Origin of the sequence: Pseudomonas sp. MWU12-2319, assembly GCF_023242525.1 — a bacterium.
Lineage (GTDB): Bacteria > Pseudomonadota > Gammaproteobacteria > Pseudomonadales > Pseudomonadaceae > Aquipseudomonas > Aquipseudomonas gingeri_D.
Map to the genome: position 1 here is coordinate 62,541 of NZ_JALJES010000008.1, position 26,925 is coordinate 89,465.

The following is a 26,925-nucleotide window of genomic DNA, read 5'->3' on the forward strand; positions in this document are numbered from 1 at the left end:
GGTGATTTCGGCCCTCGATCGGCCCCACGAACTTTTAGAGCGGATCCCATGAAACGCCTGCCACTCGACGACAGCTTCAAGGTCAATCGCAACCCCGTTACCCTGCGCGAAATCGTGCTGGACAAGCTGCGAAGCGCCATCATGAACTTCCAACTCATGCCGGGGGACCGCCTGGTCGAGCGCGACCTCTGCGAGCGCCTCGGCGTCAGCCGCACCTCCGTGCGCGAAGCCCTGCGCCACCTCGAGTCCGAAGGCCTGGTGGCGTTCGCCGATGCCAAGGGGCCGAGCGTCGCCATCATCACCCTGGACGATGCGGTCGATATCTACGAACTGCGCTGTGTGCTGGAGGGCCTGATCGTCCAGCTGTTCACCCTGCGGGCCAAGGCCAAGGACATCAAGGCCCTGGAAAAGGCCCTCGAAGTCAATCGCAAGACCCTCAAGGACGGCGAGCTGCAGCAGGTCATCGATTCGGTGCAGGGTTTCTACGACGTCCTGCTCGAAGGCTCGGGCAACCGTGCCGCGGCCACCCAGTTGCGCCAGTTGCAGGCCCGGATCAGCTACCTGCGGGCCACCTCGGTGTCCCAGGAAAACCGGCGCGGCGCCAGCAACCAGGAAATGGAACGCATCGTCGAGGCCATCAAGAGCGGCGACCCGCTGGCCGCCCACCAGGCCTCGGTCGACCACGTGCGCGCGGCGGCCAAGGTGGCGCTGGAATACCTCAAGCGCAAGCAGGACGAAACCGGCCCGGCCCCCGAGATCACCGCGCCCATCGCCCTCAAAGAACCCCGTATGGGCCGCTGACATGCCCAGCCCGCGCTTCTGCCCGCAGTGCGGCGGCGCCGACCTCGCTCGGCAAGTGCCGCCGGGCGATACCCATGAACGCCTGATGTGCGCGGGCTGCGGCTACATCCACTACGTCAACCCGAAGATCATCGCCGGCTGCATCATCGAGCGCGACGGCAAGTACCTGCTGTGCCAACGGGCGATCCCGCCACGGCCCGGCACCTGGACCCTGCCGGCGGGCTTCATGGAAGGTGGCGAGACCACCGAGCAGGCGGCCCTGCGCGAAGTCTGGGAAGAGAGCGGCGTGCGCGCGGAAATCCTCTCGCCCTACTCGATCTTCAGCGTGCCGCAGATCAGCGAGGTGTACATCATCTTCCGCGCCATCGCGCTGGAGATCACCGGCCAGTTCGGGCCGGAAACCCTGGACTACCAATTCTTCGCGCCCGAGGACATCCCCTGGGACAGCATCTACTACCCGGCGATCCGGCAGATCCTCGAACGCTACATCGAGGAACGCCAGGCCGGGGTCTACGGCATCTACATCGGCAACGACGACAGCGGCAAGATTCACTTTATCCGCTAAGCGCCCTCAGGGCGCCATGCCCTCGACAATGATCACTTCGGCCCGGGCCGCGCCTTCGCGGTGCCCGCGCGCCTCCTGGTATTCCGCCGAACGATAGCAGGCCAGCGCCTGGTCGTAGGAATCAAACTCGATCACCACATTGCGTTGTGGCGTTTCCCGCCCCTCCAGGGCCTCGGCGCGCCCGCCCCGTGCCAGCATGCGCCCGCCGTAGCGGGCAAATACCGCTGGGGCGCGGCTTGTGTACTCGGTGTATTGCTCGGGGTCCGTGACATCCACATGGGCAATCCAGTAAGCCTTCATCGATGACCTCATTGCTGGTTGATTTTGTATTATGGTATACCATAAATCACACTTTCAGACAGAGCGAGCGCTGGCATGGCCTTTGACAGTATCCAGGACATCATCGACGACTACCGCCAGGGCAAGATGGTCCTGCTGGTGGATGACGAAGATCGCGAAAACGAAGGCGACCTGCTGATCGCCGCCGACTGCTGCAACGCCCAGGCTATCAGCTTCATGGCCCGCGAGGCACGCGGGCTGATCTGCCTGACCCTGACCGACGAGCATTGCCGGCGCCTGGATCTTACACAGATGGTGCCGAGCAACGGCAGCGCGTTCAGCACCGCCTTTACCGTGTCCATCGAAGCCGCCCACGGCGTGACCACCGGCATTTCCGCCGCCGACCGCGCCCGCACCGTCGAAGCCGCGGTGGCCGCCGATGCCCGCGCCGAAGACCTGGTCCAGCCCGGGCATATCTTCCCCCTGCGGGCCCGGGAAGGCGGCGTGCTGACCCGTGCCGGGCACACCGAGGCCGGTTGCGACCTGGCGCGCCTGGCCGGCTTTACCCCCGCCTCGGTGATCGTCGAAGTGATGAACGATGACGGCAGCATGGCCCGGCGCCCGGACCTGGAAGTGTTTGCGCGAAAACATGGCATCCGGATCGGCACCATCGCCGACCTGATCCACTACCGCCTCAGCACCGAGCACACGGTGCTGCGGATCGGCGAACGGGAACTGCCGACGGTGCACGGCACGTTCCGCCTGATCACCTTCGAGGACCGCATTGAAGGCGGCGTGCATATGGCCATGGTGATGGGCGATATCCGCCGCGATACGCCGACACTGGTGCGAGTCCACGTCATCGATCCGCTGCGTGACCTGGTCGGCGCCGACTACCACGGGCCGAGCAACTGGACGCTCTGGGCGGCGCTGCAACGGGTCGCCGAGGAAGGCTGCGGCGTCGTCGTGGTGCTGGCCAACCACGAATCGTCCCAGGCGCTGCTGGAGCGCGTACCGCAGTTGACCCGGCCAGCGCGCCAGTACAGCCGTTCGCAATCGCGGATCTATTCGCAGATCGGTACCGGGGCACAGATACTGCAGGACATCGGTGTCGGCCAACTGCGCCACCTGGGGCCGCCGCTCAAATATGCCGGGCTGACCGGCTACGATCTGCAGGTGGTGGAAAGCATCCCCTTCACGCAACCCTGATACCCCGTAAAAAAGCGCCAAGGCCGGATCACCGGTAAGGCAAAGTGCTTGCAGAAAGTTTGGAATACCATAATATGATATTCCGTAGACCGGAGATATTTGCCAAGTGCCCCCGACAGGGAAAGCACCCATAAAAGCCCTTGGCGCGGTCGCCTTAAAAGGCCCCGATGGACCTACTGCTCCCGATAGGCGGGCATCAACAACCCGCTCAAAAACACAACAAATGAGGGCGTGAAAATGGTGTTGAACAAAGGTGCAACCGCGACATTGCTCGCGGGTTTCCTGGCAATCGGCAGTTCCTTCGCCATGGCCGCCGACAGCGTCAACTTCGTCAGTTGGGGCGGCAGCACCCAGGACGCGCAGAAACAGGCCTGGGCCGACCCGTTCAGCAAGGCCAGCGGCATCACCGTGGTGCAGGACGGCCCCACCGACTACGGCAAGCTCAAGGCCATGGTCGAAAGCGGTAACGTGCAGTGGGACGTGGTCGACGTCGAAGCCGACTTCGCCCTGCGCGCCGCCGCCGAAGGCCTGCTCGAGCCGCTGGACTTCAGCCAGATCCAGCGCGACAAGATCGACCCGCGCTTCGTCTCGGACCATGGCGTCGGTTCGTTCTACTTCTCCTTTGTCCTCGGCTACAACCAGGGCAAGCTGGGCGCCGGCAAGCCCCAGGACTGGAGCGCCCTGTTCGACACCAAGACCTACCCGGGCAAACGCGCCCTCTACAAATGGCCGAGCCCCGGCGTGCTGGAGTTGGCCCTGCTGGCCGACGGCGTGCCCTCCGACAAGCTCTACCCGCTGGACCTGGATCGCGCCTTCAAGAAACTCGACACCATCAAGAAAGACATCGTCTGGTGGGGCGGCGGCGCGCAGTCCCAGCAGTTGCTGGCCTCCGGTGAAGCGAGCATCGGACAGTTCTGGAACGGCCGGATCTACGCCTTGCAGCAGGACGGCGCAGCGGTGGGCGTGAGCTGGAAACAGAACCTGGTCATGGCCGACATCCTGGTCGTCCCCAAAGGCACGAAAAACAAGGCGGCGGCCATGAAGTTCCTGGCCAGTGCCAGCAGCGCCAAGGGCCAGGCCGACTTCTCCAACCTGACCGCCTATGCCCCGGTCAACATCGACAGCGTCGCGCGCCTGGACTCGGTACTGGCACCGAACCTGCCGACTGCCTACGCTAAGGATCAGATCACACTCGACTTCGCATACTGGGCCAAGAACGGTCCGGCCATTGCGACACGGTGGAACGAATGGCTGGTCAAATGAAAATGACGGCCACGCTTTCCCCTGACACCCGTCCGACCGGGAGCGCCCCTGGCGCTGCCGGCCTGGCCAGCAGCAAGGCGGCGGTCATGCAGCAGTCTTCCACGTATGCGCAGCGCTGGCGGGGGGCGGGTAACCTGTTACCCGCCCTGCTGTTCCTCGGCCTGTTTTTCCTCGCACCACTGATCGGCCTGTTGCTGCGTGGCGTCCTGGAGCCCACGCCGGGGCTTGAAAACTACCAGCAACTGTTCGCCAACTCGGCCTACGCCCGGGTCCTGCTCAACACCTTTTCGGTGGCCGGGCTGGTCACGCTGTTCAGCCTGCTGCTGGGCTTTCCCCTGGCCTGGGCGATTACCCTGGTGCCCCGTGGCTGGGGCCGTTGGCTGCTGAATATCGTGCTGCTGTCGATGTGGACCAGCCTGCTGGCCCGGACCTATTCGTGGCTGGTGCTGCTACAGGCTTCCGGGGTGATCAACAAGGCATTGATGGCCATGGGCATTATCGACCAGCCGCTGGAGATGGTGCACAACCTGACCGGCGTGGTGATCGGCATGAGCTACATCATGATCCCGTTCATTGTCCTGCCGTTGCAGGCGACCATGCAGGCCATCGATCCGATGATCCTGCAGGCCGGGGCCATCTGCGGGGCCAGCCCGTGGCGCAACTTCATGCGGGTGTTCCTGCCGCTGTGCCGGCCGGGGCTGTTTTCCGGCGGGCTGATGGTCTTCGTCATGTCCCTGGGTTACTACGTCACCCCGGCCCTGCTGGGCGGCGCGCAGAACATGATGTTGCCGGAGTTCATCATTCAACAGGTGCAGTCGTTCCTCAACTGGGGCCTGGCCAGCGCCGGTGCCGCCCTGCTGGTGCTGATCACCCTGGTGTTGTTCTACTTCTACCTGAAGCTCCAGCCGGAATCCCCGGTCGGCGCCAGTAACGCGAGGTAAGCCGTCATGCTCCTGACTCCCAATGCCATGAGCCGGCGCCTGCGCCTGGGCCTCTACCTCACCACCGGACTGATCGCCCTGTTCCTGCTGCTGCCGATCGTGTTCATCGTGCTGCTGTCGTTCGGCTCCTCCCAATGGCTGGTGTTTCCGCCACCGGGCTGGACGCTGAAATGGTACGGCCAGTTCTTTTCCAACCCGGACTGGATGAACGCCGCCCTGGCCAGTTTGAAGGTGGCGATCCTGACCACCTTCTTCGCGGTCGCTCTCGGCCTGCCGACGGCCTTCGCCCTGGTCCGTGGACGCTTTCCCGGCCGCGAACTGCTCTACGGCCTGTTCACCCTGCCGATGATCGTGCCCCTGGTGATCATCGCCGTGGCGGTGTACGCGCTGTTTCTCAAACTCGGCTACACGGGGACGCTGTTCGCCTTCGTGGTCAGCCACGTCATCGTCGCGCTGCCCTTCACCATCATCTCGATCATCAACTCGCTGAAGCTGTTCGACCAGTCGATCGAGGATGCCGCGGTGATCTGCGGTGCCTCGCGCCTGCAGGCGGTGTTCAAGGTGACCTTCCCGGCGATTCGTCCCGGCATGGTCGCCGGGGCGCTGTTCGCCTTCCTGGTGTCGTGGGATGAAGTGGTGCTGAGCGTGATGATGGCCAGCCCGACCCTGCAGACCTTGCCCGTGAAAATGTGGACCACCCTGCGCCAGGACCTGACCCCGGTGATCGCCGTCGCTTCGACGCTGCTGATCGCCCTGTCGGTGCTGGTGATGGTGATCGCCGCCGCCCTGCGCCGGCGCAATGAACTTCGCGCCTGAGCGCCAAGGAGTAGAACATGAGTGCCGTGATCAAAGACCCCGCGCAACAACCCGACCGCCCCCTGGTCAGCCTGCGCAACCTGAACAAGCACTACGGCGACTTCGCCGCCGTGGACAATATTTCCCTGGATATCCGGGAGGGTGAATTCCTCACCTTCCTCGGCTCCAGTGGCTCGGGCAAAAGCACCACCCTGTCGATGCTGGCCGGTTTCGAGACGCCCAGCAGCGGTGAAATCCTGGTGGGTGGACAGTCCCTGGTCAAGGTGCCGCCGCACAAACGCGATATCGGCATGGTGTTCCAGCGTTACTCGCTGTTTCCCCACCTGTCGGTGCGTGACAACATCGCCTTCCCGCTGACCCTGCGCAAGCTCAGCAGCGAGGAGCGCGAGCGCCGGGTCGACGCCATGCTCAAGCTGGTGCAGCTCGAAACCTTTGCCCATCGCCGCCCCTCCCAGCTCTCCGGCGGCCAGCAACAGCGTGTGGCGATTGCCCGGGCGCTGGTCTACGAACCGCGCATCCTGCTGATGGACGAACCCCTCGGCGCCCTGGACAAGAAGCTGCGCGAAGACCTGCAGGACGAGCTGCGCCAACTGCATCGTCGACTGGGCATCACCATCGTCTACGTGACCCATGACCAGGAGGAAGCCATGCGCCTGTCCCAGCGCATCGCGATCTTCAGTCACGGCAAGATCGTCGGCCTGGGCAGCGGCTACGACCTCTACCAGAACCCGCCGAACGCCTTTGTCGCCTCATTCCTCGGCAACTCGAACTTCCTCAAGCTCAAGGCCCGGGGCAATGCCGCGGGGGATTTCGAGGGACAGACCCTGACGATCCGGCCGACCAGCGGGGTTTCCAGCGAGCAGCCACTGTTGCTGATGGTGCGCCCGGAGAAAGCCCTGGCCCTGAGCCTCGAACAGGCCGCCGCCGAACCCTTGCCGGCAGGCTGGAACGAGGTCTCGGCCAAGGTCGGCGAAATGCTCTTTCTCGGCGAAAGCCAGACCTGCAGCGTGGTCACCGACGGCGGCACGGCGATGACGGTCAAGGCGCTGTCGGCCACCGGCATGCCGCTCAAGGCCGGCGATCCACTGCGGGTACGCTGGGCCAGCGCGGACGCTTGCGTCTATACCCAATGGAGCGAGGGCGATCTGAACAAAGCAGCCGGCGCCCATTGAATAAAACCCGGGCTCAGGTGTTATATCCGGGTAGCCAGGCACTATCGGCCGTGCAACCCGGAGATCCGAATGAACATCCTGTTATCTGCGACAGCGCTGGCCAGTGCTCTTCTCAGCACGACAACACTGGCGGCGCCCCCGGACTGGCAGTTGGCCAAGGACGAAGACGGCATCCAGGTCTACCTCCGCCACGTCCCGGGCTCGCGCTACCAGAGCTTTCGCGGTGAGACGCGGATCAAGGCCGATGTCGGCACCCTGAGCAACCTCCAGGAAAACCTGCGGGTCGCCTGCAAATGGCTGTATGCCTGCGCCGATATGCGCCTGCTGAAAAATGACGGTGACGACACCTGGGTCTATCTGACCACTGCACTGCCGTGGCCGGCGCAAACCCGTGACATGGTGATCCATGTGCACAGCGAGCGCGCCGACGACGGCAGCCTGACCCGTTATCTGGAGGCGGTACCCGGCTTCGTCCCCCTCGTGCCGGGACAGATCCGTGTCAGCCAGATGAAGGGCACCTGGACCATGCACCCCGAAAGCGACACGCAAACCCGCGTGACCTATGAGCTGCAAGCCGAGCCGGCCGGCGATATCCCCTCCTGGCTGGCCAACCAGTTCGTGGTCGACGCACCGATGGTCAGCCTCAGGACCTTGCGCGTGGTGGCCGAACACCAGGGCATACGCGACGCCGAAACGGCACCGTAGTCAGTCCTGGAGCCGGACCTTGAAGTCCTCGATCCAGGCCCGGACCATGGCCGAATAAGGTGCCTCGGGCCGGGCCATGCGCTTCATTTCACTGAGAATCCGGTCCTGGAGGAAGTACAGGCGCTTGGCGATACTGGCGACCGTGGCCGAGGGCGGCGCCTCGGGATCAGGTAAAAGCTCATCCGCCATAGTCCCCACTTCCAGCGCGAGCATTTCCAGGAACTCCAGCTGGCGCAACAGACGCGTGCGCTCCTGCACCAGGCCCAGCCGGTTCAAACCGTAGACATGAATCGAGACGCTGCCCTTGAGGCTCAGCCCGGCGGCCAGTGCTTCCTGGAGGTTTCCATCCATGGCCGCATCAGTCATGGCCGGAAGGTCTGCTCCCGCGTGGGGACTGGGCAGTACCAGGCCGATCAGGTTGTCCCGGTCGATATGAAACCTCAGGTGTTCGTTGGGGTTGTCACGACACGGGTCGAGCAGCAGCGGGTATTCGTCGGCAAAGTCCTGCGCAGCGGACATCGCCCGCCGGCCGAGAATAGGGAAGCTGTCCTTCTTGCCGGAAAGCAGCAGGCTGCCCTGGTTGAACCCCTGGCGGTCGTCCCGCAGGGTCAGCAGTTTGGCCGACAACCTGGGGGTGACCTGCTTGCGCTTGCGGTTGCAGTCGATGCAACTGGGCAGCAGATTGTCCCAGTCCATGGCCACCCACCAGTAACCGGGATGGCTGGCGTCCTCGGACACCGCGCCCTTGGGCCGATAATGCTCGACATCCACCGGCGCGGTGGAGGCAAAGAAGCTCTCGCAATAGGCGCATTTGCCGTGGAACAGCTCATCAAGCTGCTTCTTGACGCTATCGGATTTGTACACCGCAAAAGCCGGTGGGTTGCCAGTCGGTGCGGCGAACCAGGCCTTGAGTTTTTGCAGCTCCTTGGCGGCGGGCGAGTCGGCTCCGGACAGGGCATCCGGCGCCTTGGCAATCGTTCGAATGACCGCACGCATGCTTCAGATGCCCTCCAGGACAGCGAGGATCCGCTTTTTGGATTCCTTACGCAGCTCGCCGAGCTTGAGCGCACTGACCTGTCGGCGGTTCTGCAGGTATTCCACCACCGCTTCCTGTACCAGCCGCTGGACTTCGGTGGCTCCCACCGGCAAGGCGTCGCTGATATCCCGTTCGAAGCGGCTCCAGGCCTGCTGCTGGGCGTCGCTCAGGGGCTGGCCCTGCTCGCGGGCGGCCAGCAGATCGGCGAACATCGCCAGCTCGCGCTCGGTATCCGGCTGGTCGGTGGAGGTCAGGCTGAAAAAGTCCGAGGTCAACAGTTGCTCGATGGTCAGTTGGCTGACGTTGGGCAGGCGGACCACCTGCTCCACCATCACCGGCCAATCACTGTCGGGATTGTCCTCGCTGGCGACCCTCTGCATGACGATCACCTCCCCCTCTCGCATGCCGCGCAGGCACAGGGGGTCGTGGGTGGTGGCGATAAAGGTCACGTTCGGCAAGGCGCTACGCAACGCGCCCATGATCTGGATTTTCCAGCGCGGGTGCAGATGGGCTTCGACCTCGTCGATCAGCACCACCGCCTGGGCGGTTTCCAGGCTCTCGAAGTGGGGGTTGATGCGCCGGTTCATCAGGCCCTGGATGATGTCGCAGACCATCGCCAGCACCGAGCGATAGCCCGAGGACGCCAGGCTCAGCGGGGTTCGACAGAGGGCTCGACTACCGGCCGCCGCGGTGACGATCAGGCAGCGCTGGTTTTCGAAATCACGCTCCATGACCTCGAACTCACCCTCGATGGAGAGGATATCCCGCAGGGTGCGCACCACACCGTCGAACTCGACCTGCTTGAGGCCCAGCAGCCATTTTTCCGGGTTGGACAACAGGGCCGTGGCGTCGAAAAGGTTGATGATCGATTTGCCCGGACTGTAGCGCCGCACCTGCTTCTGGTATTGGCGGAAGGCGCCGTAGGCGAAGACCGGCGGTGTGATGGGCGCGCCTTCGAGCCAGTAGTCGCCACCGGCGATGGTCAATTCCCGCTGACTGCCGTCCTGGAAGGTCAAGGCAACGGTGGCCGAGGTGCATCGAGGCATCTGCCCCGCGCCCAGCAGTTCGGGATCGAGGGGCAATGCTGCAACGTCGACCGGCAATTGTGCCCGCGCTTCTTCGCTGCACAACGCCAGGGCCGTGGCTTCGAGGATGGAGCTTTTGCCAGCGGCGTTTTCACCGAGGATCAGCAGGGCCGGTCGAGCGGGCTTCGAGCTCGAAGCTGGGGTCTCTTGCGTGGGAGGCATGAGCAATTCGAGCGCCTCGATGCCCTTGAAGTTACTCAAGTGAATCGATGCCAGCGACGAGTACTCCCGAGGCAAGGGCTGCGCCGGCTCCGAAGTCGGGGAAAGCCTCTGCACAACCGGAAACGCCAACCTGGTTTCAAGCCCTCCGCACCAGTCCTCATTACCCAGACTTTCGAGAACCCGGCGTAGCGTCGCGCAAATGCGTCCGGACGAAAGTGCTCGCGGCGCTACTGGGGTCGGTGAAAGCTCCAACACGATACGACGGCACAATAGATACCAGAGACCGCCAAACTCCAGCGCGGCAAAGTCCAGGAGTGGCGGGAATGACGACATGCCCTCTTCTTGCGCCGGCAGTCCAATGTCGATCAGTTCATCGAAATAAACCTTGAGCTTTCTTCCGCGCTGCCTGAACAACTGAGGGCGATTGAGCTTGAAATGGGCAATCGTTTCACGCCCGCGCTCTGTCAGTGCGGACAGCTCGCCCGAAAGATCGACAGACAGGTGATCAGCGAGACGGATGCGCTCGCAGGGATCGAGCAGGACATGACGCTCCTTGAGCGGATAGCCGGGCCATGTACCCTGATTCTCCGCCACATAGGTTTCAAGCTGAAGTTCGCCAGGTAACGGTGAGCGTCTGCCCCGAACCGGGAAGTATTCCGGTCGGTCAGGTCGACAGTCCTCGCATATGGAATAGATGTTCTCCCAGGCACTGCTCAGCCAGATGTAATACAAATGGGCATCTGGTGCTCGCTCTGCAGGGATCGCCCCCGGCCCCGGACGAAACCGGTAATGGGAGGTGGTGACCGCGCGTTCACAGAACGCACACTTGCCACGAAACAACCGACTCAAGCTGACATGGACTGACGCCTCATCCAGATCGAGGCTCAGTTCCAGGGCCCGGGTCTGCGCTCTCCTTGTCGGCTCCGCCAGAAAAATCCTAGCCAGTGCCTGCCGGCCGGCGCTGGCCTCCGGCCCCTGCAAGAGACTCGGCGGCGGCACGAAACTGCGATCAAACCTTTGCATGACTCTCTTCCCTAAGCAGTCAGGGGAAAGCCTGTCGCCCCCCCAAAAAGCACAGACTCTAAACGGCACCTAGGGAAAAGTGGAGCCGTTTCACACCGGCAGACTGTATCGAGCCAATACACCAGAAAAAAAGCTCTTGCATGCATGGTATTACGGTATACCATAATACTTAAATCCTACAAAAAGCAACTCCAGCCACCCGAGGACCGCCCCATGATCGATGCCGCCATCTACAAACAAGTCATGGGCTCGTTCCCGTCCGGGGTCACCGTGATCACCACCCTGGATGACGACGGCCAGGTGGTGGGCCTCACCGCCAGCGCCTTCAGCTCCCTGTCGATGGACCCGGCCCTGGTGCTGTTCTGCCCCAACTACAGCTCCGACTCCTATCCGGTACTGATCAAGAACAAGCGTTTTGCCATTCATGTGCTGTCCGGCGGCCAGCAAAACGAGGCCTATGCCTTCGCCCGCAAAGGCAAGGACAAGGCCCAGGGCATCCAGTGGACCTTGAGCGAACTGGGCAACCCGCTGTTGCCCAATGCCAGCGCCATCATCGAATGCGAACTGTGGCGCGAGTATGAAGGGGGCGACCACGCGATCATGGTCGGCGCGGTGAAGAACCTGATCGTGCCGCGCCAGGACGCCGGGCCGATGATCTACTGCCACGGCAAGATGGGCGCCCTGCCCGTTCTCGCCTGAGCCAGTACAACACTGCGCAGGCGGTCCTTGCTTAAGGGCAATAAACAGTATTATGGTATACCAATAAATCAGCAGACAGACCTGCCGGCCAACAACAAAAGACCCGAGGTAAGCGTCATGAAGTTTTCCCTCTTCATCCACATGGAGCGTTGGGACGAAAGTGTCAGCCACCGCCAATTGTTCGAGGACCTCAGCGAACTGACCCTGATGGCCGAGGCCGGCGGCTTCAGCACCGTATGGATCGGCGAACACCACGCCATGGAATACACCATTTCGCCGAGCCCGATGCCGCTGCTGGCGTATCTCGCGGCCAAGACCAGCACCATTCACCTGGGCGCCGGCACCATCATCGCGCCGTTCTGGCATCCGTTGCGGGTCGCCGGGGAATGCGCCCTGCTGGACGTGATCAGCAATGGCCGGATGGAAGTCGGCCTGGCCCGTGGCGCCTATCAGGTGGAGTTCGACCGCATGGCCGGCGGCATGCCCGCCTCCTCGGGTGGCCAGGCACTGCGGGAAATGGTTCCGGTGGTGCGCGCCCTGTGGCAAGGCGACTACGCCCATGACGGCGATATCTGGAAATTCCCCACCTCCACCAGCGTGCCCAAGCCGATCCAGAAGCCCAACCCGCCGATGTGGATCGCCGCCCGCGACCCGGACTCCCACAACTTCGCCGTGGCCAATGGCTGCAACGTGATGGTCACGCCATTGATGAAGGGCGACGAGGAAGTGCTGGACCTGAAGAACAAGTTCCAGGCCGCGCTGGACAACAATCCCGAGGTGCCGCGCCCGCAACTGATGGTGCTGCGCCACACCCACGTGCATGCGGTCGACGATCCCGAAGGCTGGAAAGTCGGGGCCACGGCGATCTCGAAGTTCTATCGGACCTTCGACGCCTGGTTCGGCAACAAGCAGGTGCCGGTCAACGGTTTCCTGGCGCCGAGCCCGGAAGAAAAATTTGCCGAACGGCCGGAATTCGCCCTGGAGAATATCCGCAAGAACACCATGATCGGCACACCGCAGGAAGTGATCGCGCGGATCCGTTATTACCAGGAGCTGGGGGTCGACGAGTTCAGCTTCTGGTGTGACAACAGTCTGCCCCACGCCGAGAAAAAGAAATCGCTGGAGCTGTTTATCCAACAGGTGGTGCCGGCCTTCCGTTGAGCCTCGCCAGACCGCGGGAGCACCGACCGGTTGCTCCCGCATCGCCGTGACCCGCTCGGGATCATGGCACCTTGCGTTCGAAAATCGCCCCCTCGATCCCCAGCACCTCGCGATTGTCCGAATAGATCCCCACGCCCTTCTCCCACACCGTCTTGATCGAATGGTCGGCACAGCGGATCCGGTAGTTGAGTTCGAACGCCTCCTGCAGCGACAAGGCATATTGCACCGCTCGCCAGACGTAATCGGCATCCTGCGGATGAATCAGGCTGTTGTAGGTGAAGTCATGGTTGTCCACCAGGCGCTGGGCCGGATAGCCGGTCAGTTGCAGGCAGCCGGCACTGACAAACTCCATCGTCCAATCCCGATTGTTGCGTCCGCGATAAATCAGTCCGGGCATGCTGTCCAGCAGGCTCAAGGTGCTGCGTTGACTGGCCTGCAAGGCAATTTCCCGACGCTTGTGCGCGGTGACATCACCGACTGCCAGGCAAAAGCCGTCGGCATTGCGCTTGAGATTGACCTCGAACCAGCGCAACTCCCCCGACGGGTGCACAAAACGCAAGCGCTGACTGAACGCGGTCTCGGGGCGGCGGCGCAACTCGTGGAGCGCCTGCCGCCATAACGGACGGTCCTCCTGGTGCACGTAGTCGATCAGCGGGCGCTGGGCCTGCGGCCGGTCCATCAAGGCGACCCAGGCGCTATTGAAGCGGGCGATCCGCGCATCGTCGCCCAGCTCCAGCAGGGCCACCGGGAAGCGGTCCAGCGCCGTTTCGGCCGGCTCGTTCAACAGCGATTCCAACAGTGATCCTCGCTTGTCCATGGCTAATGACGCTCCTCTGGTCGCCCGCTACCGACGTTGTGCACCCACGCCGCCAGTTCCAGGCGTGAGTGCAGGCTCAACTTCTGCAGGAGATTCTTCACGTAGATCTTTACCGTTCCGTCGCTGATCCCCAATTCCCGGGCGATCTGCTTGTTGCTCATGCCGGCGGCAATCAGCGCCAGCGTCTGGCCTTCGCGCTCGGTCAGGCCGCCGGGGTCCGCCCGGGGTGGCGCCGGGGTGGACTCACCCTGCCCGGCCAGCAGCGAGACCAGGGTGTCGTCGAGGACAATCGCGCCCTTGTTGCAGTTGCGCATATAGGCCAGCAACGCATCGGGCTCGGTCTCCTTGAGCACATAACCATTGGCGCCCAGGCGCAGCGCGGCGAGCAACTCGCCACGGTCCATCGACGCGGTCAGCACCACGATCTGGCAGCCGAGGCGCAACTGGCGCAACTCGTCGAGTACCTGCAAACCGCTGAGGCCGGGCATGTGCAGATCCAGCAGGACCTGTTGCGGCGCCAGGCTCAACGCCAGGTTGATACCTTCCCGCCCACTGGCCGCCTGGCCCACCACTTCGAAATCCTCACTGGCGGCGAACAACTGCGCCAGCCCCTTGCGGAACAGCGGATGATCATCGATCAACAATAAGGTCGTGCAGTCCATTGAAACTCCCCTGGGGGTCGTCTGGGTGGCGGGAAAGGCCAAGGTGCACGCGCACACCGTGGGGCCGGATCGGTTCGATGGAGAGTCGCGCGCCAATGCTGCCGGCCCGCTCACGAATGATTTCCAGGCCGAAATGGTTGTCTTCGCCACAGGCCTGGCTCAGCCCGATGCCGTCATCCTCCACCGCGACCGAAACCTCGCCCTCCTGGGTCTGGCGCAGTTCGATGCGCACGTGCCGCGCATGGGAATGGCGCACCGCGTTGGCCAGGGCCTCGCGGATGATCTGCAGGATCTGCAATTCGATTTCCGGGTTCAGGGCATCGTCGGCCAGGCGGTTGTCCAGTTCGAAGACAATGATGCAACGCCGGGAAAACTCCGCCACCGAGTCCGCCAGGGCCTGGCGCAGCGAACGCCCGTCCATGGTCAGGCGGGCACTGGTGATCAGCTCGCGGACCTGGCGCTGCAACTGGCTCAGGCCGCTGCGCAGCTCCCCCAGCGACGCATCCGCCTGGGCCGGCTCGCCCATGCGCGACTGCATCAGCCGCGCCTGGAATGACAGATAGCCCAGCTGCTGGGCCACCGAGTCATGGAGCTCCCGGGCCAGGGCGCCGTACTGGGACGTGGCATGCTTGCGCTGCTGCTCGCGCTTGTGCCGCAGCAGTTGCACCGTGACCCCGACCGCCCGCGCCGCCTCCTCCAGCAACTGGCGCAAGGTCCGGCCGACCGGGCCCGGTGCATCGAGCAACAACAGGCCGCGCTGCGCGCTACCCACTTCCGGCAAGGCACAGAGCAGGCGGTGCGTACCGTGCCGGCGACACGCCGTGCAGGGCTGCGGCAACTCGCTCACCACACCGCCGCGCCAGGGGCAGTTGGCTTCGCCGTGGCACAGGCTGGTCAATTGTTTACGGGCCGGGCCCAGGTCCTCGTCACCGAGTATCAGGTTCAGGCGGTAACCGGGCAGCAGTGCTTCGAAACGGTCCAGCAGCCGTGGCCAGGCACCGTCAGCGTGCATCAGGCACAGCGGCAACTCGGCCAGCAGCCCGCGCACCTGGCGGACTTGCCCGGGGCTCACGCGCTGAAACCAGCGGACCCACCACTGTGGTCGTGTTCGCACTGTCGATGACTCCCCGTCCGGTTGCTCCGCCCTGACCACTGCTGAGCAACTTCCATGCCCCGCCGCCCAATAACGACGGGCTATCTCCAAAGAGGTACTGCTTTTTCCAGATTGAGTGGAAATTCCTTCTGGGAAACTATCTTCCCCAGCAAGAAACAAGTCAGCCAGGAAAATCACCATGATGGATAGACCCAGCGCCGCCCCCGACCGGCTTCACAGCCTCCCCGTCTACCGGGAACCGATGCCCCGCGAGGCGGCACGCCGGCACATCGTCGTCATGCAGTCGACGGCAGCCGGCGCGGCCTTTGTCGAAGGGCTCGACCAGCCGCTGCTGCTGAATGCCCAGGGCAGGGATTTTCCCTTGCAGCTCACTGGCGTGCTGGCGGATGCCAGCGTCGGCTGTCACCTGTACATCCTCGGCGACGAAGCCTTTATCTGGCTGGTCCATGGCCAGGCCCGCAACGCCGGGCTGCACGACGACGAAATCGACATGATCCTCTCGGCCCCCGGCAGCCGCCGGGTCTATTGCGTGCATTGCGGGCTGACCCAGGCCGCCGGCGCGGCGGACCGTTTCAACTGCATCGGTTGCCAGGTGCAACTGGGTGTCCGTACGCACTTTTCCAGACGCCTGGGGGCCTACCTCGGGGTCTGCGACGACGCCGACCGCCCCTACGCCGGAGCCCACCCATGAGCACACCGTTGCAGGTCCGGGTCAGCGCGGCGCGCCTGCTCACGCCCCTGGTCCGCGAATTCACCCTGGAGCCTTGCACCGGCACCTTGCCGGGCTTCTCTTCGGGCAGCCACGTGCAAGTTCACCTGCCCCTGGGCGAACGGACCCTGCGCAACGCCTACTCGCTGACCGGCGACCCGTCCGATCACCGTCACTACCGTATCGCCGTGCGCCTGCAAGAGACATCGCGAGGCGGCTCGCGCTACCTGCACCAACAGGTCGAAGTCGGCGACACCCTGATCCTCTCGCCGCCAGCCAATCTGTTTGCCCCGCACTCGACCGCGCGACTACACATCCTGATTGCCGGCGGCATCGGCATCACCCCGTTCATGGCCTATCTCGACGCCCTGCAACGGCGGCAGGCGGATGTCGAGTTGCACTACCTCCACCGGCCGGGCCTGACCGATGCCTATCTCGACGAGTTGCAGGAACGCCTGGGGCCGCGCCTGCATCGTTACGCCGCCGGCACACCTTGCGACCTGTCGACGATCCTGCGCGACCGGCCCCTGGGCAGCCATGTCTACACCTGCGGTCCGCAGCGCCTGCTCGATGCGGTACGGGAAACCGCGAACCGCCTCGGTTGGCCCGCCAGCCGCGTGCACTGGGAAGCCTTCAGCGCCGCGCAGCCCGGCCGGCCCTTCGAACTGGAACTGGCCCGCAGCGGCCGCCGCCTTCAGGTCAGCGCCGGACAGAGCCTGCTCGAAGCCCTGGAAAGCGCCGGCATCGCGCCACCCAGCCTGTGTCGTGGCGGGGTCTGCGGCCAGTGCATGACCCGCCATCTACACGGCGAAATCGAACACCGCGACAGCTTCCTGAGCCGTGCCGAACAGGCCGAGTTCCTTATGCCCTGTGTCTCGCGCGGTTGCGGCCCGCGGGTTTTGCTAGATCTCTAGGAGTCGACCATGTCCGTTCAATTCAGCCCACTCCAGACCTACCGGGAGCCCTTCAGCTTCCGCAACAGCCCCAAGGCCATCCGGCGCTTTCCGTTCCCCTTCAGCGAGGACAGTTACCTCTATTCGGTGAATATCGAACCGGCGAACTCGAAGGACCCCGGCTCGATCTACGAACACTGGTTCGATATCGACGAGCACTACCGCTCGGAAATGGCCGAACGCGCCCGGGTCCTGGACCAGGACCCACGCCGCTACCTGGTAATGCCGCATATGCAGGAAGCCGCCTGGGACGCCCTGGAAATGCTGATGGAAAAGCTCGCCGCCGATTATCCGCAGTGGTTCGAACTCGACTGCGACGGCTTGAACTGGCACTGGCGCAACAAGGCCCTGGCGATCGACCAGCGCTTTATCTTCGGCGACGCCACGACCTTGCCGTGCGAGCCGCTGGAGTTCATCACCCGCCAGGTCCAGGGCGATTTCGCCCTGCTCGACCAACGCGACGGCGACCTGTTCATGGACGCCGGCATGGTCACCAGCCCGGCGGACTGGTCGCTGGCCTTCGATGCCGGCATGAGCTTCAAGCAATGGCATTCGCCGGTGCCCATGGCCCACCAGATGGGCATCTTCGAGCGGGCCCTGAAATACCTGCTCAATGTCCCGGTGGGCCAGCCGGTGCGGCGCCTGAACTGGACGCTGACGATCAATCCGCGCCTGGACTCCTCGCCGGAAACCTTCCACGAATGGGGCGCCGACCGCGGCAGTGTCACCGCCGAAAACGCCGGTCGCCTGGTGCACCTGCGGGTCGAACTGCAACTGATGGCGCGCCTGCCCCGCAGCAACGGCCTGATGTTCAGCATCCGCACCTACCTGATCAGCCTCGACGAACTGGTCAGCCAGCCCGGCTGGGGCTGCCGCCTGCACCGCGTGCTGCGCGACCTGCCGGAGCCGATCGCCGACTACAAGGGCATGGCCCGCTACCGAGAGACCCTGGTCAAGTGGCTGAGCCGCTTCGACCCCGACGCCTGACCCCTTACCCACTCTTTGACCGACAAGGACCTGCATATGGCTCATTCATGGCGCATTTCCGCACTCGCCGAGCGCCACCGCGCACTCGGCTCGAACCTGGAAGACTGGAACGGCATGGGCACCGCCTGGACCTACGCCAGCGACCTCGCCGATCACCACGAGGCAATCCGCACCCGGGCCGGACTGATGGACGTGTCCGGGCTGAAAAAAGTCCACTACGTCGGCCCCCACGCCGAGAGCCTGCTGCAATGGGCGACCTCCCGGGACATCAGCAAGCTGTATCCGGGCAAATCGGTGTACGCCTCGATGCTCGACGAGGAAGGCAAGTTCGTCGACGACTGCATCGTCTACCGCACCGGCCCCAACGCGTTCATGGTGGTCCATGGCGCCGGCAGCGGCCATGAAATGCTGGTGCGTTCGGCCCAGGGCCGGCAGGTCGCGGTGCTGTTCGACGACGACCTCCACGACCTGTCGCTGCAAGGCCCGCTGGCGGTGGATTTTCTTGCCGAGCACGTGCCCGGCATTCGCCAGCTGCCCTACTTCCACCACCTGCAGACCCGGCTGTTCGAGCGCCCGGTGATGATCTCGCGCACCGGCTACACCGGCGAGCGCGGCTACGAGATCTTCTGCAAGGCCGCCGATGCGCCCTTGCTCTGGGACCAGATCCTGGAACAGGGTGCGGGCCTGGGCATCATTCCCTGCGCCTTTACCGCCCTGGACTGGTTGCGGGTGGAAAGCTCGCTGATGTTCTTCCCCTACGACAACTCGCAGATGTATCCCTTCGCCGACGAGAAGCCCGGCGACACCCTCTGGGAAATGGGCCTGGAGTTCACCGTCTCGCCGGAAAAACGCGACTTCCGCGGCGCCGAGGAACACCGCCGCCTGCAAGGCCGCGAGCGCTTCAAGATCACTGGCCTGCTGCTGGACGGCGTCCGCGCCGCCGAGGCCGGCGACACCCTCTGGCAAGGCGGCCAACAGGTCGGCGTGGTCACCTGCGGCATGTATTCGCGCTTGAGCAAACGCTCCATGGCCATCGCCCGCATGAACGTCGCCTGCTCCGTGCCCGGTATCGCCCTGCAAGTGCGCGGCAGCCTGGAGACCGGCGCCGTCAGCCACGCGCTGCCCTTCGACGATCCGCAGAAAACCAAACGCACCGCCAAGGGCTGAGCCACCCCGGGAGTTTCCATGGACCATCCAGAGCCACACTACATTCTCAAGATCACCTGCCCGGCCACCTCCGGCATCGTCGCGGCGGTCACCTCCTGCCTGGCCGGGCAGAACTGCTACATCAGCGAGCTGGCGCAGTTCGACGATGAGTTCACCGGGCGTTTCTTCATGCGCGCGGTGTTCCGCTTCAACAAAGGTCCGAGCGCCGACGTCGGCGCACTGCGCGAAGGCCTCGGTGGCCTGGCCGGCGGCTTCGACATGCAGTGGGAGCTGTTCAGCGGTGCCGAGCCGACGCGGGTGCTGCTGATGGTCAGCAAGTTCGACCATTGCCTGACCGACCTGCTCTATCGCCACCGCAAGGGCGAGATGGACATGACCATCACCGCCGTGGTCTCCAATCACCTGGACCTGCGGCCGATGGCCGAGCGCGAGGGCATCCGCTTCATCTACCTGCCGGTGACCAAGGACACCAAGGCCGGGCAGGAAGCCGAGCTGCTGCGCATCGTCGAGGAAACCCACACCGACCTGGTGGTGCTTGCCCGCTACATGCAGATCCTCTCCGACGACCTGTGCCGCAAGCTGTCAGGCCGGGCGATCAATATCCACCACTCGTTCCTGCCGGGGTTCAAGGGTGCCAAGCCCTATCACCAGGCCTACGACCGTGGCGTGAAGCTGATCGGCGCCACCGCCCACTACGTCACCAGCGACCTGGACGAGGGCCCGATCATCGAGCAGGAGATCCAGCGGGTCGACCACACCCACCGGCCCGATTCCCTGGTCGCCATCGGCCGCGACACCGAAACCGTCGCGCTTTCCAAGGCCCTGAAATATCACCTGGAACACCGGGTCTTCATCAACCAGGACAAGACAGTGATCTTTCGCTGAGCGCCGACCCCATCATTACGAGGCACGATCATGACTTTACGCGTGGCAATCATCGGCGCCGGCCCTTGCGGCATGGCGCAACTGCGAGCCTTCCAGTCGGCCCGTGACAAAGGCGCCGAGATCCCGGAACTGGTCTGCTACGAAAAGCAGAGCGACTGGGGCGGCATGTGGAACTACACCTGGCGCACCGGCCTCGACGAAAACGGCGAACCGGTGCACGGCAGCATGTACCGCTACCTGTGGTCGAACGGCCCCAAGGAGTGCCTGGAGTTCGCCGACTACACCTTCGAAGAGCATTTCGGCCGGCCCATCGGGTCCTACCCGCCGCGGGAAGTGCTCTGGGACTACATCAAGGGCCGCGTGGAAAAAGCCGGGGTGCGCCAGTACATTCGCTTCAACAATGTGGTGCGCCAGGTCAGCTTCGACGCCGACAGCGGCCGCTTCACTGTCCAGGCCCATGACTACAACCAGGATCTTCAGACCGAGGAAAGCTTCGACTACGTGATCAATGCCTGCGGCCACTTCTCCACGCCCAAGGTCCCGTACTTCGAGGGTTTCGAGCAGTTCGCCGGACGCATCCTGCACGCCCATGACTTTCGCGAGGCCCTGGAATTCAAGGGCAAGGACCTGCTGATCGTCGGCAGCAGCTATTCGGCCGAGGACATCGGCTCGCAGTGCTACAAATACGGCGCCCGGAGCATCACCAGTTGCTACCGCAGCGCGCCGATGGGCTACCAATGGCCGGCCAACTGGGAGGAAAAACCGCTGCTGCAACGCCTGGAAAACAACCGCGCCTATTTTGCCGACGGCAGCAGCAAGCACATCGACGCGGTGATCCTCTGCACCGGCTACAAGCATCACTTCCCGTTCCTGCCGGACGAACTCTGCCTCAAGACCGACAATCGCCTGTGGCCGATGAACCTGTACAAGGGCGTGTTCTGGGAGCCCAACCCACGGATGATCTACCTCGGCATGCAGGACCAGTGGTACTCCTTCAACATGTTCGACGCCCAGGCCTGGTATGCCCGCGACGTCATCCTCGGGCGCATCGCCTTGCCGTCTCACGCCGAGATGGTCGCCGACAGCCGGCAATGGCACGCACGCGAGCAGACCCTGGAAACCAACCAGCAGATGTTCGAGTACCAGGGCGCCTATATCCAGCAACTGGTGGACGCCACCGACTACCCCGATTTCGACATCGCCGCGGTCAACGACACCTTCCTGCACTGGAAGCACGACAAGGCCGAAAACATCATGGGTTATCGCGACAAGTCCTACCGTTCGCTGATGACCGGCACCCAGTCGCCGACCCATCACACACCCTGGCTGCACGCGCTGGACGACTCCATGGCCGCCTACCTCGGCGAACCGCCCACCTCGATCCAGTCGGTTGGCTGACAGGGGAGTCGCAGCATGAACGCACCACGTGTTTCGCATCCCCGGGAGCCCGGGCTGTTTGCCCGGGCGCCGGCGCAGGAACGTTATCGGGTGGCCGCCGGCGGCGTCGGCCTGGTGGCCCTGGAGCCCGGCGACACCTTGCAGGTGATCGATGTCGAAGGCCTGCAATCCTGCGAGTTGCTGGCCCTCGCGGCGAACGGCCACAGCGCCCTGGCACAATGGGCACTGGCCGCCACGCCGGGCGGCGAGTTTATCGCCGGGCAATTGGCCGAGCCGAGCCTGCACAGCCGACGCATTCTCCAGGCCTTGCACAAACGCGGTATCGATCTCCGCTCACTGCCCCGCGCCGCCTCACTCTGGGGCGACGACAGCGCAGCCGGGCACAGCCGCCGCTTTGTCGCCAGTGGTCCGCTGCTGGTGCTGGTAGCCGCCCCCGCCAGCCCCCACGCCGTCGACCGGCAATACCGGCCCAGCGAGCTGCGCCTGGTGGTCGAGCGGGCCAACCCGTCGCCGCTGTGGCTGCCCGAACCGCCGGAACCCTTGGGCGAACTGGTGGACGAGTTCACCGTACGCGCCGGCAGCGCCCGCGCTTACCACGTCGCCAAGGGTCAATACATCCAGGTGCTGGACGTCGCCGGCCGACAGTGTTCGGACTTCGTCGCCTTCGACCGTCGGGCACTGGATCGCGGGCTGGAGCTGGACCTCGACCAGACCGTCACCCGCACCCTCAACGGCAGTGCCTACCCGGCGCCGGGACTGTTCTCGAAGTTCTTCGACCGGCAGTTTCAGCCCATGCTCGAAGTGGTGCGCGACACCGTGGGCCGTCACGACGCTTTCGCCCTCGCCTGCGCCGCCCGTTATTACGAAAGCCAGGGCTATTTCGGGCACGACAACTGCAGTGACAACCTCAGCCGCGCCCTCGCCCCCCATGGCGTAAAAGCGCGCGCCGGCTGGCCGGCGATCAACTTCTTCTTCAACACCGTGATCGACGCCCACCAGCAGATGACCCTCGACGAACCCTGGTCGCGCCCCGGCGACTATGTACTGCTCAAGGCCATGAACGACCTGGTCTGCGGCAGCTCATCGTGCCCCGACGATATCGACCCGGCCAACGGCTGGAACCCGACCGACATCCATATCCGCGTCTACAGCGAACAGGAGCGTTTTTCCATCGCCATGAGCACTCGAACCACGGCGGACGCCGACCCGATCCTGACCCGTGAATCGGGCTTCCACAGCCGCACCAGCGGCCTGACCGGCAGCTTCACCGACTACCGCAACTGGTGGCTGCCCCTGCGCTACGACGGTTTCGGTGCCATCGACGAATACCTCGGCTGCCGCGAGCGCGTGGCGGTGATGGACCTGACGGCCCTGCGCAAGTTCGAGATCCTCGGCCCGGACGCCGAAGCCCTGTTGCAGTACTGCCTGACCCGCGACGTGCGGCGCCTGGCGGTCGGCCAGGTGGTGTATTCGGCGATGTGCCACGAGCACGGCGGCATGCTCGACGACGGCACCCTGCTGCGCCTGGGGCCGGATAATTTCCGTTGGATCTGCGGCGAGGACTATGCCGGCACCTGGCTGCGGGAACAGGCGGCGAAGCTGGGCATGAAGGTCTGGGTCAAGTCCGCCAGCGAGCAGATCCACAACCTGTCGGTCCAGGGTCCGCTGAGCCGCGAACTGCTCAAGCAGATGGTCTGGACCCCACCGACCCAGCCGGACCTGGAAAGCCTCGGCTGGTTCCGCTTCCTGGTGGGGCGCCTGGACGGCTACGACGGTTGCCCGCTGATGATTTCCCGCACCGGCTACACCGGCGAGTTGGGCTATGAGGTCTGGTGCCAGCCCGAGGACGCCGGGCGGGTCTGGGACCGGATCTGGCAGTTGGGCCAGCCCCTGGGCATCGTCCCCCTGGGCCTGGATGCCCTGGACATGCTGCGCATCGAAGCCGGGCTGATCTTTGCCGGCTACGAGTTCAGCGACCAGACCGATCCATTTGAAGCCGGGATCGGTTTCAGCGTGCCGCTCAAGAGCAAGACCGACGACTTCATCGGTCGCGACGCGCTGCTGCGGCGCAGCGCCCATCCCAGCCACAAGCTGGTGGGCCTGCAACTGAGCGGCAATGAAGGTGCCCACCATGGCGATGCGGTCTATCGCGGGCGGGCCCGGGTAGGAGTCATCACCAGCGCCTGTCGCTCGCCACTGCTGGGCAGCAATATCGCCCTCTGTCGCGTCGATGTGGCCTGCGCCGAGATTGGCATGGAGCTTGAGGTCGGCAAGGTCGATGGCCTGCAGAAGCGCATCAGCGCCACGGTCACGCCCGCAATCTTCTACGACCCGGACAAGAGCCGGGTGCGCAGTTGATCGGAATAACGAACGGTTACGCCAACTGACTTTGACTGCCCAACGCCCCTCCACTCAGACATGGGAATACAACGATGGAAGCGACGACGTTCGAGACCGTACCGCCGGCCACCGCCGCGGTCGGCAGCCTGCACCGCAAGATCGATTGGCGCGGTGCCTTCTGGGTCGCCAGCGGCGTGCCCGCGCTGGTGCTGTTCTCCATTGGCGCGATTGCCGCCACCGTGGGCAAACCGGCCTGGATCGTCTGGATCGTGTCGATCCTGTTCGGTTTTATCCAGGCCTTCACCTATGCCGAAATCGCCGGGCTGTTTCCGCACAAGTCCGGCGGCGCCTCGGTCTACGGCGCCATCGCCTGGGTCCGCTACAGCAAGCTGATCGCCCCGGTGTCGGTGTGGTGCAACTGGCTGGCCTGGTCGCCGGTGCTGGCCATCGGTTCGGGACTGGCCGCCGGCTATATCCTCACCGCGCTGTTTCCGGCGGATGCGCTGATCAACACCTGGCAGTTCACCCTGCTTGACCTGGGCTGGGTCAAGAGCGGCCTGTCGCTGCGCATCAACGCCACCTTCGGTATTGGCCTGCTGATCCTGCTGGGAGTTTTCGCCGTGCAGCACGGCGGCATCCTGCGTTCGGCGCGACTGACCCTGGTGCTGGGCGCCACTTCGCTGATTCCGCTGCTGCTGGTAGGTGTGGTGCCGCTGCTTACCGGCGACGCGGCGCGGGTCAACTTCCTGCCGTTGTTCCCCCTGGCCCACGACGCCGCCGGACAGGTGATCGACGGGCCCTGGGATATTTCCGGCTGGTCGCTGATGGCCGGCGGCCTGTTCATGGCCGCCTGGTCGACCTACGGCTTCGAGACCGCCGTGTGCTATACCCGGGAATTCAAGGATCCCAAGCGCGACACCTTCAAGGCGATCTTCTACGCGGGCCTGCTCTGCATCCTGGTGTTCACCCTGGTGCCGCTGGCTTTCCAGGGCAGCCTCGGGCTCGGTCAACTGGTGACGCCGGCGGTGCTCGATGCCAGCGGCGCGGTGGTCACTCCCGCCGTCTACAGCGGCCTGCTGTCGCCGGCGATCTACAGCGGCATGGGCGTCGGCCAGGTCATGGCCGACAGCATCGGCGGCGGCAAGCTGGTGGCCAATATCGTGCTGATCATGCTGATACTGGCCACGCTGCTGGCGATCATGACCTCGATGTCCGGCTCTTCGCGCACCCTGTACCAGGCCTCGGTGGACGGCTGGTTGCCCAGGTACCTGGGGCGGACCAACGAACACGGCGCGCCGACGGCGGCGATGTGGACCGACCTGACGTTCAATATGCTGCTGTTACTGATGTCCGACTATGTGTTCGTCCTCGCGGCGTCGAATGTCAGCTACATCATCTTCAACTTCCTCAACCTCAACGCCGGCTGGATCCACCGCCTGGACCGCCCGGACTGGGCCCGTCCGTACAAGGCACCGACCCTGTTGCTGGCGGCCGGCGGGGTGCTGAGCTTCGTCAATCTGGCGTGCATGGGAATGGGCGCGGATATCTGGGGCGCCGGTACGCTGTTCACTGGCCTGTTACTGGCGCTGCTGATCATTCCGGTGTTTGTCGTGCGCCATTACTGGCAGGACAAGGGCCGTTTCCCGGAAGCGATGCTGACCGACCTGCATATCCAGGCCGATGCCGGACTCAAGCGCGCGGGTATGCTGCCTTATGTCACACTGCTCGCCGGCGTGCTGGTGGTATATTTCTGCCACCGGCTGGTGGCCTGACCTGAAGAACCCCAATGACCTGGCTGGCGCTACCAGCCGTCTAGGCTGAACCCGATCCCTGTAGGAGCCGGCTTGCTGGCGATGGGGCCAGTGAGCCTTGCATCGCCTGATCGGCCGCTATCGCCAGCAAGCTGGCTCCTACAGGTTTGGCGGTGTCTTCAAGTCCCCCATTGGGGCGAAGGCGCCTGGCCCCACTCTTTTTCCTATCCAGACCATGGTGACGCATTCGATGAATTCTTCCCTTGCACCGGCCCGTGACATCGACGGCAAGGCAATCGCCGCCCAGGTGCTCAATGAAGTCCGCGACGAAGTCGCGAACCTGGCCCGGCAAGCCATCTTCCCCGCACTGGCCGTGGTCCTGGTGGGCGACGACCCGGCCAGCCAGGTCTATGTGCGCAATAAACTGCTGCGCGCCGAAGAAGTCGGCATCCGCTCGCTGGAACATCGCCTGCCCGCAAGCACCGGCCAGGCCGAGCTGCTGCAACTGATTGGCGAACTGAATGCCGATCCGACAGTGAACGGCATCCTGGTGCAACTGCCGTTACCCGCGCATATCGAAGAAAATGCCGTGATCCAGGCCATCGACCCGCTCAAGGATGTCGACGGCTTTCACCGGGAAAACGTCGGCGGCCTGGTTCACGGCGCCGAAGTGCTGACACCCTGCACCCCCAGTGGCTGCATGCGCTTGCTGCAGGAAACCTGCGGCGATCTGAGCGGCAAGCACGCGGTGGTGATCGGTCGTTCGAATATCGTCGGCAAGCCGATGGCGACCTTGCTGTTGCAGGCCGATTGTTCGGTCAGCGTGGTGCACTCGCGCAGTGTCGATGCCCCGGCGTTGTGCCGGCTGGCGGATATTGTGGTGGCCGCTGTCGGGCGCCCGCAGTTGATCGATGCCAGTTGGCTCAAGCCGGGTGCGGTGGTGATCGATGTGGGTATCAACCGGATTGAAACCGAGACCGGCAGCCGACTGGTAGGGGATGTCGACTATGCCAGCGCCCGCCTGGTGGCCAGCGCGATCACCCCGGTACCGGGTGGGGTCGGGCCGATGACCATTGCCTATCTGATGAAGAACACCGTGATTGCCACACAGTTGCAGCAATCCCGGTAGACGCTGGCGGTTGTGCTGTCCTCGCAGACGCCATCGCCGGCTTGCCGGCGATGCGATGTCAGCCGTTACACCGTTTCACCGGCCGGCACACCGGGT

Annotated in this window: 25 protein-coding genes; 19 read left to right on the plus strand and 6 right to left on the minus strand. The window is 64.2% G+C overall.

Annotated elements, in window-relative coordinates; genetic code table 11:
- Positions 1–48 precede the first annotated feature (48 nt).
- Together M5C01_RS15020 and M5C01_RS15025 are read left to right on the plus strand one after the other, a co-directional pair.
- Positions 49–801 (plus strand): GntR family transcriptional regulator, encoded by a 753-nt coding sequence (locus tag M5C01_RS15020; RefSeq protein ID WP_100943754.1) that lies wholly within the window; start codon positions 49–51, stop codon positions 799–801.
- A gap of 1 nt (position 802) precedes the next feature.
- Positions 803–1,366 carry an NUDIX hydrolase gene (locus M5C01_RS15025; protein ID WP_152739450.1) on the plus strand — a complete coding sequence of 188 codons (564 nt, stop codon included), beginning with the start codon at positions 803–805 and terminating at the stop codon, positions 1,364–1,366.
- Between the two features lie 6 nt (positions 1,367–1,372).
- Here M5C01_RS15025 and M5C01_RS15030 read toward each other — a convergent pair whose 3' ends face one another.
- On the minus strand, positions 1,373–1,666 hold the full coding sequence (locus tag M5C01_RS15030; protein WP_152739451.1) for a DUF1330 domain-containing protein: 294 nt from the start codon (positions 1,664–1,666) through the stop codon (positions 1,373–1,375).
- A 75-nt stretch (positions 1,667–1,741) separates the two neighbouring features.
- Here M5C01_RS15030 and ribBA point away from each other — a divergent pair, with 75 nt between their 5' ends.
- The 6 genes from ribBA to M5C01_RS15060 all read left to right on the plus strand — a co-directional run bounded on the left by ribBA (position 1,742) and on the right by M5C01_RS15060 (position 7,751).
- On the plus strand, positions 1,742–2,854 hold the full coding sequence (ribBA, locus tag M5C01_RS15035) for a bifunctional 3,4-dihydroxy-2-butanone-4-phosphate synthase/GTP cyclohydrolase II (protein ID WP_152739452.1): 1,113 nt from the start codon (positions 1,742–1,744) through the stop codon (positions 2,852–2,854).
- Positions 2,855–3,091: 237 nt separating this feature from the next.
- The gene (locus tag M5C01_RS15040) at positions 3,092–4,117 is read left to right on the plus strand and encodes an ABC transporter substrate-binding protein (protein ID WP_103494617.1); all 1,026 of its coding nucleotides are present in this window, start codon (positions 3,092–3,094) and stop codon (positions 4,115–4,117) included.
- On the plus strand, positions 4,114–5,058 hold the full coding sequence (locus tag M5C01_RS15045; RefSeq protein ID WP_178129840.1) for an ABC transporter permease: 945 nt from the start codon (positions 4,114–4,116) through the stop codon (positions 5,056–5,058). Before M5C01_RS15040 ends, M5C01_RS15045 begins: the two co-directional genes overlap by 4 nt.
- Before the next feature lie 6 nt (positions 5,059–5,064).
- Complete coding sequence (locus tag M5C01_RS15050; RefSeq protein ID WP_103494615.1) at positions 5,065–5,874, plus strand: ABC transporter permease; 810 nt, start codon at positions 5,065–5,067, stop codon at positions 5,872–5,874.
- 17 nt (positions 5,875–5,891) lie between these two features.
- Entirely contained in the window at positions 5,892–7,046 is a 1,155-nt protein-coding gene (locus tag M5C01_RS15055; RefSeq protein WP_152739454.1) for an ABC transporter ATP-binding protein, read from the plus strand.
- Between the two features lie 69 nt (positions 7,047–7,115).
- Complete coding sequence (locus M5C01_RS15060; protein ID WP_103494613.1) at positions 7,116–7,751, plus strand: START domain-containing protein; 636 nt, start codon at positions 7,116–7,118, stop codon at positions 7,749–7,751.
- Here the strand turns inward: M5C01_RS15060 and M5C01_RS15065 are convergent, their stop codons facing one another.
- Both M5C01_RS15065 and M5C01_RS15070 read right to left on the minus strand, forming a co-directional pair.
- Positions 7,752–8,747 carry an endonuclease gene (locus tag M5C01_RS15065; RefSeq protein WP_152739455.1) on the minus strand — a complete coding sequence of 332 codons (996 nt, stop codon included), beginning with the start codon at positions 8,745–8,747 and terminating at the stop codon, positions 7,752–7,754.
- 3 nt (positions 8,748–8,750) lie between these two features.
- Positions 8,751–11,057 carry an AAA family ATPase gene (locus M5C01_RS15070; protein ID WP_248764340.1) on the minus strand — a complete coding sequence of 769 codons (2,307 nt, stop codon included), beginning with the start codon at positions 11,055–11,057 and terminating at the stop codon, positions 8,751–8,753.
- A 213-nt stretch (positions 11,058–11,270) separates the two neighbouring features.
- Here M5C01_RS15070 and M5C01_RS15075 point away from each other — a divergent pair, with 213 nt between their 5' ends.
- Together M5C01_RS15075 and M5C01_RS15080 are read left to right on the plus strand one after the other, a co-directional pair.
- On the plus strand, positions 11,271–11,756 hold the full coding sequence (locus M5C01_RS15075) for a flavin reductase family protein (RefSeq protein WP_100943743.1): 486 nt from the start codon (positions 11,271–11,273) through the stop codon (positions 11,754–11,756).
- Between the two features lie 117 nt (positions 11,757–11,873).
- Complete coding sequence (locus tag M5C01_RS15080; RefSeq protein WP_152739456.1) at positions 11,874–12,917, plus strand: LLM class flavin-dependent oxidoreductase; 1,044 nt, start codon at positions 11,874–11,876, stop codon at positions 12,915–12,917.
- A gap of 61 nt (positions 12,918–12,978) precedes the next feature.
- Here M5C01_RS15080 and M5C01_RS15085 read toward each other — a convergent pair whose 3' ends face one another.
- Genes M5C01_RS15085 through M5C01_RS15095 form a run of 3 tightly spaced genes read right to left on the minus strand, consistent with a single transcriptional unit; the run spans position 12,979 to position 15,468 of the window.
- Positions 12,979–13,734, minus strand: coding sequence for a PAS domain-containing protein (locus M5C01_RS15085; RefSeq protein ID WP_152739457.1), 756 nt, complete (start codon positions 13,732–13,734; stop codon positions 12,979–12,981).
- Positions 13,735–13,736: 2 nt separating this feature from the next.
- Positions 13,737–14,396 carry a response regulator gene (locus tag M5C01_RS15090; RefSeq protein WP_152739458.1) on the minus strand — a complete coding sequence of 220 codons (660 nt, stop codon included), beginning with the start codon at positions 14,394–14,396 and terminating at the stop codon, positions 13,737–13,739.
- A complete protein-coding gene (locus M5C01_RS15095; protein WP_248764341.1) occupies positions 14,365–15,468 on the minus strand; it encodes a histidine kinase in 1,104 nt (367 codons plus the stop codon). Before M5C01_RS15095 ends, M5C01_RS15090 begins: the two co-directional genes overlap by 32 nt.
- Positions 15,469–15,688: 220 nt before the next feature.
- Here M5C01_RS15095 and M5C01_RS15100 point away from each other — a divergent pair, with 220 nt between their 5' ends.
- The 9 genes from M5C01_RS15100 (at position 15,689) to folD (ending at position 26,829) form a co-directional block, all read left to right on the plus strand.
- A complete protein-coding gene (locus M5C01_RS15100; protein WP_152739460.1) occupies positions 15,689–16,201 on the plus strand; it encodes a dimethylamine monooxygenase subunit DmmA family protein in 513 nt (170 codons plus the stop codon).
- Positions 16,198–17,133: a PDR/VanB family oxidoreductase gene (locus M5C01_RS15105; protein ID WP_152739461.1), complete on the plus strand. Its 936-nt coding sequence runs from the start codon at positions 16,198–16,200 to the stop codon at positions 17,131–17,133. The genes M5C01_RS15100 and M5C01_RS15105 overlap by 4 nt, the downstream gene beginning before the upstream one ends.
- Positions 17,134–17,142: 9 nt before the next feature.
- On the plus strand, positions 17,143–18,159 hold the full coding sequence (locus M5C01_RS15110; RefSeq protein ID WP_152739462.1) for a DUF3445 domain-containing protein: 1,017 nt from the start codon (positions 17,143–17,145) through the stop codon (positions 18,157–18,159).
- Positions 18,160–18,195: 36 nt separating this feature from the next.
- The gene (locus M5C01_RS15115; protein WP_152739463.1) at positions 18,196–19,326 is read left to right on the plus strand and encodes an aminomethyltransferase family protein; all 1,131 of its coding nucleotides are present in this window, start codon (positions 18,196–18,198) and stop codon (positions 19,324–19,326) included.
- An 18-nt stretch (positions 19,327–19,344) separates the two neighbouring features.
- Positions 19,345–20,211 carry a formyltetrahydrofolate deformylase gene (purU, locus tag M5C01_RS15120; RefSeq protein WP_152739464.1) on the plus strand — a complete coding sequence of 289 codons (867 nt, stop codon included), beginning with the start codon at positions 19,345–19,347 and terminating at the stop codon, positions 20,209–20,211.
- A gap of 30 nt (positions 20,212–20,241) precedes the next feature.
- Positions 20,242–21,609: an NAD(P)/FAD-dependent oxidoreductase gene (locus M5C01_RS15125; protein WP_152739465.1), complete on the plus strand. Its 1,368-nt coding sequence runs from the start codon at positions 20,242–20,244 to the stop codon at positions 21,607–21,609.
- A 15-nt stretch (positions 21,610–21,624) separates the two neighbouring features.
- Complete coding sequence (locus M5C01_RS15130; protein WP_152739466.1) at positions 21,625–23,967, plus strand: aminomethyltransferase family protein; 2,343 nt, start codon at positions 21,625–21,627, stop codon at positions 23,965–23,967.
- Positions 23,968–24,041: 74 nt separating this feature from the next.
- Positions 24,042–25,721, plus strand: coding sequence for an APC family permease (locus M5C01_RS15135; protein ID WP_103499805.1), 1,680 nt, complete (start codon positions 24,042–24,044; stop codon positions 25,719–25,721).
- Between the two features lie 229 nt (positions 25,722–25,950).
- Positions 25,951–26,829: a bifunctional methylenetetrahydrofolate dehydrogenase/methenyltetrahydrofolate cyclohydrolase FolD gene (gene folD, locus M5C01_RS15140; RefSeq protein ID WP_103495376.1), complete on the plus strand. Its 879-nt coding sequence runs from the start codon at positions 25,951–25,953 to the stop codon at positions 26,827–26,829.
- Positions 26,830–26,925 lie beyond the last annotated feature (96 nt).